A 7,604-nucleotide genomic window follows, 5' to 3' on the forward strand; every position below is an offset into this window, starting at 1 on the left:
CATCTTACGCGGAGTTATGTGCGTAAATCTTTTGAATTTTGTGGTAAAGTGGCTTATTCAACCGTAATTGAAGGAGGTTTTAATGGGTATCCAATGAAGAAAAAAAGGTTCTTCTGGTAGATTTCGACCCGCAAGGTAATCTAACCTTATGTTTCGGCATCGAGCAGTCCGACTTATGTAGCCTTCCAAAAAAGAACGTCCCTTCTGCCAACCGGCAGCAAGGGACGTTCTTCGTCTCATTACACAAGTATGGAATTAATGCCCATCATCGTGGCAGTATTATTTAGCAATTTTGTAGAGCTTAGCAAGCCCGCCCTCAGAAGTTTCGCGGTAACTGCTGTTCATATCCAAGCCTGTCTCATACATGGTCTGAACAACCAGATCAAAGGATATTTTACGGGTACCAGACAAGAATTTGGCCAGACTCAGCGCATTGATCGCCCGCATCGCACCGACAGCATTCCGCTCAATGCAAGGGATCTGAACTAGTCCGTTAATCGGATCACAGGTTAACCCCAAGTGATGCTCCATGGCAACCTCCGCCGCATACTCAATCTGGTCAATCTCCATACCGGACAGTTCAGCCAGCGCAGCCGCTGCCATAGAGCAAGCCGTGCCAACCTCAGCCTGGCAGCCGCACTGAGCGCCACTGATTGAGGCGTTATGCTTGACCAGATTGCCAATGAGCCCGCCGACGGCCAGTGCCCGGAGAATCTGTTCGTCCGGGACCTGCAGCTTCTCCTGCATATAACGGAGCGAGGCGGGCACAACACCGCTGGCCCCGCAGGTTGGAGCCGTTACGACTGTACCGGCGGCCGCATTCTGTTCGTTGACGGCAAAAGCGTACGCGCTAACGATCCGATTCTCCCGCGTCTCCGGGCTCTCATCCATATCCCGCTGATGATACAGATATTTCGCCTTGCGTTCGACATTCAGGCCGCCCTCCAGAATGCCTGTGACAGACAGCCCTTCGTCGATTGACCGCTTCATCGCTTCCCAGATTCCTTGGAGAAAATCCCAGATCTGTATGCCTTCACGCTGCTCGACGTAATCGCTTAGGCGGATATGATTCGCTTTACACAAGGCGCTGATCTCTGCAAAGCTGTTCTCCGGGTAGACATCATGTCCCCGCACCTCCTCCCGCCCCTCAATCACAATGTCCCCGCCGCCGATACTGACAACGCGCATGGAGGCTGTTTGCTGACCGTCTTGGTAAGCGAACAAGTCCATCGTATTGGGATGGGGCAGAACAAAATCTGGCTGCGGAACAAATTCTACCTCCGCTGAAGCGGGTGACAATGCGCGAATAATGGCCTTGTCCGTCATATGGCCTTTGCCTGTTTTGGCAAGGGAACCATAGATCAGTGCCTTGAACTGGTCTGCGTCTTCATTTTCTGCTTTGAAGATTCTGGCCGCCTTCTCCGGCCCCATGGTATGGGAGCTGGACGGTCCGCTGCCAATCTTAAATAGCTCAGTCAACGATCTCATAGCACCCTTATCCCTTCTAAGTTGTCTTTGGCTTAGATCTTCCTCCTGCGGCTTGACCAGGCTTACTGCCCATTCCTCTGAAAACGTTCCTTGAGCTTCATCAGCCGCTCATGAATCCCCTCTTCATCAATAGCCATGTCAACCAATTGGTGAGTAAGCTGAAGACCTTGATTCTCTGCAAAAGCTTGTTTCCACGGGTGCGATACAATTGAATGCGTAAGATGTCTTGTAGAGCGGGGTGCCTGCATGATCATCTCTGCCAGCTCCCATGCCCGTGGAAGAAGCTGTTCACGAGGCAATACCTCACTGACCAGACCGAGGTCTAGTGCCTCTTGGGCAGTAATGTTCATCCCCGTGTATGCATAGTATGCCGCTTTCTTGCTCCCCAGTATCTTTTGAAGGGCCAGAACGATTCCGTCTCCAGGCGGAACACCGCCCAGATAATGGGCATCGAAGAACGCGGTGTCTTCCGTACAAATGGTAATATCACAGAGCGTTCCCAGTTGCCAGTGTGCGCCTGTGCCATTGACCGCCCCGATCGTGGGGATGTCAAGGCAATGAACCATATTTTCAATCATTCTGAGCGATTCATGATACATCTCCAGCTTCCGGCAATTCGGCCAATCCATGAATTTGGTGGTCCAGACTTCAGGATTGCCTGTCTGCCACAGCTCTCCTGTCCCTGTAAGGATCATGACCTCATTCTCAGGATCACGGCCAATATCTGACCATACATGACCATATGCGGCTTGGACCGGCCAGTCGAATTGTAAAGGTCCCCCGTTAGTGTGCATGCGCACTTCGAGGATGCCGCCGCGGCGGGTCATGAGGAATAAGTCCTTGTATTTCTCGGAGTACTCTTCGAACCGTGTAGGTCCCGTCATCTTTCTATTGAACATCTTTGCCCATCAGGCGTCCTTGCATTTTCTTCAGGCGCTCCAGCACTCCTTCTTCATCAATGGCCATGTCGTACATCTGGTGGGCAAGCTGGAATCCCTGATCGGCGACCAGTGCCTGCTTCCATGGACGGGAGATGATAGAGTGCGACAGATGTCTCGTTGAACGCGGTGCCTGCATGATCATCTCCGCCAGCTCCCATGCGCGCGGAAGAAGCTTTTCTCGGGGCAGCACTTCACTGACAATACCCAGCTCCAAGGCGGTCTGACCATTGATATTCTTGCCGGTGTAGGCGTAATAGGCTGCTTTCTTGAAACCGATCATGCTCTGCAGTGTGAGCAGCATTCCATCTCCTGGAGGCGTGCCTCCCAGATAATGCGGATCGAAAAAGTCCGCGTCTTCTGTACAAATGGTAATATCACAGAGCGTTGCGAGTTCGCAGTGCGTTCCCGGCCCGTTGACCGCCCCGATGGTCGGGATGTCAATGCAGAAGATCAGATTTTCAAGAAGTCTTAGTGATTCATGATACTGTTCGAGCTTCTTTTGCTTCGGCCAATCCATAAATTTCGTATTCCAGACCTCAGGGTCGCCAATCAACCATTTATCCCCAGTACCCGAAATAATCATGACTTCGTTCTCAGGGTCACGGCCGATATCTGACCACGCATGAGACCAGGCGGTATGAGCTTCCCAATTGTGCTTGTACGGACCTCCGTCGGTGTGCAGACGCACTTCAATGATTCCGTCACGGCGGGTCATTAACAAGAATTCCTTGTATTTCTCCGAGTACTCTTCGAATTTGGTGGGTCCAATCATACGTCTCTCTGTCATTGTAATTCCTCCTAAGTTTGGTTTAGAGCTTATCTGTTACTTTCAAGCCAGTCTCTGGCAAAAGCTGCATAAGCCGCAGCCCCTCTATGAAGCACCTCATCCGAGAACATCGTCTTTGGATGGTGTACAGGGTAACTATAACCATCTTCGATATTGCCTGCGTTAAGAAACACTGTGGTACTTGGCACCGCCTGTGAGACAAAGGCGAAGTCTTCCGAGCCCATTAATTTCCCGCCGGGTACCAGCTCAGTTATACCGATATAGGAGCCGTCCCCAAAGGTATTTGCAATCGAAGCTCTCATTTGCCTATTAAGCCCGCCATCCGTTTTCACCTCAGGACAACCTCTCGTATAGATCACTTCCATTTTTGCCTGAAAAGTTTCTCCGATACCTGCGGTAATTGCGCGGATACGGGCTTCCACTTTATCCCGCAATGCAGCGTCAAATGTGCGCACGCTTCCTTTCAATCTGGCCGTATCGGGAATCACGTTGTTCGTAGTTCCGCCCTCCATCACGCCAATGGTAAGCACTGCATTGTCAATCGGTGAAATTTCCCGGCTTAGAATACCCTGCAGCGCCAGATGAAGATGAGCAGCCACATTTAAGGGGTCCACTGCGGCCTCGGGCATAGCGCCATGTGAGCCCCTCCCCCGGATGATGATTTCGAACCAATCCGAAGAAGCAGATATCGCTCCACCTTCCTCAGGCACTACAAATTGTCCGACAGGAAGCGGCATTCCGGTCAATACGTGAAGCATCATAGCGGCATCCACCTTGGGATTGTCGAGAATCCCATTCTCCAGCATCATTTTTGCCCCGTGCAGCGTCTCTTCACCCGGCTGAAACATAAGCTTAACCGTCCCGCGAAGCTGCGCTTCATTAGCCTTCAGAATCTCCGCAGCTCCGAGCAGCATGGAAGTATGCATGTCATGACCGCAAGCATGCATGTTTCCATTCAATGATGCGCAAGACAGCTCTGTTTCTTCTTGAATGGGCAAAGCGTCCATATCCGCACGAATCAGAACCACCTTCCCGTCATGCTGTCCGCCAATCGTAACCGTTAGCCCTGATTCTCCTACCGGAGCGGGCTTAAGACCCATCGACTCCAAGGCCTCTTTTACGTAGGCCGTAGTTCTGGGCAAACTTAAATCAAGCTCCGGAATCGCATGAAGATGATGCCTGTACGTGACCATTTTGTCCTGCAACTGCTGGGCCATACTCATTAAGTCTCCAGCTTTTTCAATCACAAATGAACATCTCCCGCAACATAAATTAAATGAACGTTAGAACAGAGCAAGCATTCCTCCTTTATATTTTAGGACTTTTTAAGAACACTTTCATCGTACTGGCATTTTCATTCGCTGTCAAGAGATATTAAGACATTTTAAGAACATTATTTTGGAGGCTGCCGGAACATTGTAATATCACATTTATTGTGATATAACTCTTTTGATTGAACTGTTTTATGAAAGGAATCTACCATGACAATCAAGCTGGGTATTATCACGCCAGAGACCCATATGGATTATTTCCGCGCCATTGAAGAAGAGATGCGGCCATTATGCCAGTTCCGCTTCCTTACCATAAGCAATTTCAGTGAAACAACAGACCTATACCTGCAGAACTTAGATTCGGTGGATGGATTTGTGATCAGCGGCAGGATGCTTTACGAGTCCATCGATAAGGAATGCCTGAATGATAAAGTCCCTGTTCACATTTTGCACGATGATGAGAACCTGCTGTACAGGGAGCTTTTCCGGCTGCTGGTTACAGAACCTGGACTTGATATCTCCCGGATCTATGTGGATTATGCGTATATCATCGAGTCCTTCAGCGAATTCCAGCAATACCTGACTCATGAGGGAAAGCCTGTGGACAGCGGAGATCTGCTGGAGCGGGTGGAGACCATGCTGGAGAACCATATCAGTCTGTGGGAAAACAAGAAAATAGATCTGTCCATCACGGCCTTCGGCCACTTTGTTCCGGAGCTTCAAAAGCACGGAGTCAAATATATCTTAATCCGGCCCACTTTAGAGAGCGTTAAAGAGACCATCAGCGAGATCATCAATGAAATTACCATCCTTAAGCTTAAGAACCAGAGGGCAGTGGTCGCATATCTATCGGTCCAAAATGAGCAGCAGTCCTCCGAAGAGGAGCTCCATGAGCTGAAAGTTCTTGTCGGCAGGTTTCTGCGCAGCGTGAATCTGGCAGACACGGCGCAAATTTCGGATGGCTATGTCAGACTGTACACCACCTACGGAAATTTCATGAGAATCACCGCTAACGCGCATAACTGTAGCCTGCTGGAGTATCTGGAAGAACGCATACAGGGCAAGGTGAAGATCGGGTGGGGCTCGGGGCATGAATATTTCCAAGCTAGCATAAACGCCACCAAAGCTCACAGACAGGCGGAAGCCTTTACGGGCAGCTGTAGCTTTTTTATAAACGAGGATCAGAAGGTTATCGGCCCAATGCGGAGCATGAATGTCATACAGTTCTCTGAACAGGGGGACCCGGAAATCATCGCGTTAGCCAAAACTATCGGAATAAACAACATCAACTTGCAAAAAATCATGTCCTATGCAGAAATCATGAGAACAAATAAATTATCCTCTGAGGATGTTGCTGGGTGCCTGTCCATGACCGTCAGAGGTGCAAACCGTATCCTTAACAAAATTGAAGAAAGTAAATACGCACAAACGGTATTTGAAAAACGAGACAATAGTAAGGGGCGACCCAAAAAATACTACGAACTGTTGTTTCTCGACAAAGAAGGTCGCAAATTAAGCAGATGACACGCATTGTTACGTTTGCCATTTCGACTTTAAATTAATGGCAAAAAAGGCACATTTTCAAAATTGAAAACGTGCCTTTTTTGCGCTTGATTTACAGGTCAAATCACTTCCTGGCCGGATGACCAGCTCCGGGAGATGCTGATGTCCAGGCCTTTCTCCACCATAGCTATGATCGCATAATCATCCCCAGCGGAGAACTTGATGTTCGGCTTAATCCCGGCCTTCTCCAGTACCTGCTGCACATCATAGTCCGAGCCGGGCTTCGGAATGATGAAGGTCCTCGTAGGCGACCTGGGCCAGTGGCATATAAGGGGCTTTACTCAGCAGATGGTCGGTGGAGTGAATCGCCAGCATCCGGTCCTGCTTTACCTGCTGCTTGAGCTGCTCATTCCATTTCAGAATCTCCCGGATGGGCTGAAGAACCTGTTTCCCGTTCACCGTCAACTTCACACCAGAACGGCTGCGCACGAGCAGCGGGAAGCCGAATTCTTGCTCCAGGCTGCTGATCGTATGGCTGATGCCGGATTGGGTGAAGCCCAGCGCCTCCGCCGCCTTCGTCAGACTGCCCAGCTCCACCACGCCAGGAACACTTCATACTTAATCAGACTCATGTGTAACTCCCTCTCAATTCATGATCCACGACCGCCAACATTTATGTTCATCTTGAATACAACTCAAAGCTTTCTTCGGCTCAAGTAATGAGCAATACTTTGCAAATTTCGAGTACGCAAAAAGCCCTTGAATCTCCTCGACAGGAAACTCAAGAGCACGTTCATTGTTAAATTGGTGCGGTCGAGAGGACTCGAACCTCCACGGGGGGTTAGCCCACACGGACCTGAACCGTGCGCGTCTGCCAATTCCGCCACGACCGCATATTTTAGAAAAAACTGGTGAGCCATGAAGGACTCGAACCTTCGACACCCTGATTAAAAGTCAGGTGCTCTACCGACTGAGCTAATGGCTCTCAATAAAAGTAATCCTTTAGTAAAATCTGTTTAAGTTCCCAAGCCTGAAACTTGTTACAGAATCTCCGGGGTACTCTCATTTTATGAGAGACTGCGAAGCTAGTCATAACGAAGTGCCGCTCCGACGAACCCTATTGGGCTCTCATCCCAATTTTTTTTCTAAAGTGGCGGAACCGACGGGATTCGAACCCGCGATCTCCTGCGTGACAGGCAGGCATGTTAGGCCTCTACACCACGGTTCCGCATTCACTTGAAGTGGTGCCGGCGAGAGGACTTGAACCCCCAACCTACTGATTACAAGTCAGTTGCTCTACCAATTGAGCTACACCGGCCCATACTTAAATGGAGCCAAGGGGGATCGAACCCCTGACCTCATCGCTGCCAGCGATGCGCTCTCCCAGCTGAGCTATGGCCCCATATATATATTTCATTTAAAAATCCTATGTAAATGATGGGCCCTAGTGGACTCGAACCACCGACCTCACCCTTATCAGGGGTGCGCTCTAACCAGCTGAGCTAAGGACCCCAATATGTATTCTTCCCCGAGGGGATTTGCCTGGCAACGTCCTACTCTCCCAGGACCCTTCGGTCCAAGTACCATCGGCGCTGGAGGGCTTAACGGTCGTGT

General features: G+C 50.0%; 7 protein-coding genes, 6 tRNA genes, 1 rRNA gene and 1 pseudogene. 2 read left to right on the top strand and 13 right to left on the bottom strand.

Annotated features, from left to right (window positions below; all coding sequences use genetic code 11):
- Positions 1 to 101 precede the first annotated feature (101 nt).
- Positions 102 to 287, top strand: a pseudogene (locus tag ACI1P2_RS30190) (ParA family protein); the annotation flags it as partial.
- Here ACI1P2_RS30190 and ACI1P2_RS30195 read toward each other — a convergent pair.
- The 4 genes from ACI1P2_RS30195 to ACI1P2_RS30210 all read right to left on the bottom strand — a co-directional run bounded on the left by ACI1P2_RS30195 (position 280) and on the right by ACI1P2_RS30210 (position 4,463).
- Positions 280 to 1,488, bottom strand: coding sequence for an L-serine ammonia-lyase, iron-sulfur-dependent, subunit alpha (locus tag ACI1P2_RS30195; RefSeq protein WP_355327235.1), 1,209 nt, complete (start codon positions 1,486 to 1,488; stop codon positions 280 to 282). The pseudogene ACI1P2_RS30190 and the gene ACI1P2_RS30195 overlap by 8 nt on opposite strands.
- A gap of 62 nt (positions 1,489 to 1,550) precedes the next feature.
- The gene (locus tag ACI1P2_RS30200; RefSeq protein ID WP_355327238.1) at positions 1,551 to 2,372 is read right to left on the bottom strand and encodes an enoyl-CoA hydratase/isomerase family protein; all 822 of its coding nucleotides are present in this window, start codon (positions 2,370 to 2,372) and stop codon (positions 1,551 to 1,553) included.
- 4 nt (positions 2,373 to 2,376) lie between these two features.
- Positions 2,377 to 3,216 carry an enoyl-CoA hydratase/isomerase family protein gene (locus ACI1P2_RS30205; RefSeq protein ID WP_355327241.1) on the bottom strand — a complete coding sequence of 280 codons (840 nt, stop codon included), beginning with the start codon at positions 3,214 to 3,216 and terminating at the stop codon, positions 2,377 to 2,379.
- 29 nt (positions 3,217 to 3,245) lie between these two features.
- Positions 3,246 to 4,463 carry a M20 metallopeptidase family protein gene (locus ACI1P2_RS30210; RefSeq protein WP_355327244.1) on the bottom strand — a complete coding sequence of 406 codons (1,218 nt, stop codon included), beginning with the start codon at positions 4,461 to 4,463 and terminating at the stop codon, positions 3,246 to 3,248.
- A gap of 234 nt (positions 4,464 to 4,697) precedes the next feature.
- Between ACI1P2_RS30210 and ACI1P2_RS30215 the strand changes: the two genes are divergently transcribed.
- On the top strand, positions 4,698 to 6,011 hold the full coding sequence (locus tag ACI1P2_RS30215; RefSeq protein WP_355327247.1) for a transcriptional regulator: 1,314 nt from the start codon (positions 4,698 to 4,700) through the stop codon (positions 6,009 to 6,011).
- A 98-nt stretch (positions 6,012 to 6,109) separates the two neighbouring features.
- Here ACI1P2_RS30215 and ACI1P2_RS30220 read toward each other — a convergent pair whose 3' ends face one another.
- The 9 genes from ACI1P2_RS30220 to rrf all read right to left on the bottom strand — a co-directional run.
- The gene (locus tag ACI1P2_RS30220) at positions 6,110 to 6,253 is read right to left on the bottom strand and encodes a hypothetical protein (RefSeq protein WP_355327250.1); all 144 of its coding nucleotides are present in this window, start codon (positions 6,251 to 6,253) and stop codon (positions 6,110 to 6,112) included.
- Position 6,254: 1 nt separating this feature from the next.
- Positions 6,255 to 6,590, bottom strand: coding sequence for a LysR family transcriptional regulator (locus ACI1P2_RS30225; RefSeq protein WP_355327253.1), 336 nt, complete (start codon positions 6,588 to 6,590; stop codon positions 6,255 to 6,257).
- Positions 6,591 to 6,795: 205 nt separating this feature from the next.
- Positions 6,796 to 6,883: transfer RNA gene (locus ACI1P2_RS30230), tRNA-Leu, on the bottom strand.
- A 16-nt stretch (positions 6,884 to 6,899) separates the two neighbouring features.
- Positions 6,900 to 6,975, bottom strand: a tRNA-Lys gene (locus ACI1P2_RS30235).
- 166 nt (positions 6,976 to 7,141) lie between these two features.
- Positions 7,142 to 7,218, bottom strand: a tRNA-Asp gene (locus tag ACI1P2_RS30240).
- A 14-nt stretch (positions 7,219 to 7,232) separates the two neighbouring features.
- Positions 7,233 to 7,308: transfer RNA gene (locus tag ACI1P2_RS30245), tRNA-Thr, on the bottom strand.
- Between the two features lie 11 nt (positions 7,309 to 7,319).
- Positions 7,320 to 7,392, bottom strand: a tRNA-Ala gene (locus tag ACI1P2_RS30250).
- A gap of 36 nt (positions 7,393 to 7,428) precedes the next feature.
- Positions 7,429 to 7,502 (bottom strand) — tRNA-Ile (locus tag ACI1P2_RS30255).
- 28 nt (positions 7,503 to 7,530) lie between these two features.
- Positions 7,531 to 7,604: ribosomal RNA gene (gene rrf / locus ACI1P2_RS31510) — 5S ribosomal RNA — on the bottom strand; the annotation flags it as partial.

The sequence above is a fragment of the Paenibacillus jiangxiensis genome (assembly GCF_046098255.1).
GTDB classification, from domain to species: Bacteria; Bacillota; Bacilli; order Paenibacillales; family Paenibacillaceae; genus Paenibacillus; species Paenibacillus jiagnxiensis.

What these genes read in the sequence shown, in the direction of transcription:
- ACI1P2_RS30195 (WP_355327235.1), bottom strand. Translation starts at nt 1,488, where the DNA reads ATGAGATCGTTGACTGAGCTATTTAAGATTGGCAGCGGACCGTCCAGC.
- ACI1P2_RS30200 (WP_355327238.1), bottom strand. Translation starts at nt 2,372, where the DNA reads ATGACGGGACCTACACGGTTCGAAGAGTACTCCGAGAAATACAAGGAC.
- ACI1P2_RS30205 (WP_355327241.1), bottom strand. Translation starts at nt 3,216, where the DNA reads ATGACAGAGAGACGTATGATTGGACCCACCAAATTCGAAGAGTACTCG.
- ACI1P2_RS30215 (WP_355327247.1), top strand. Translation starts at nt 4,698, where the DNA reads ATGACAATCAAGCTGGGTATTATCACGCCAGAGACCCATATGGATTAT.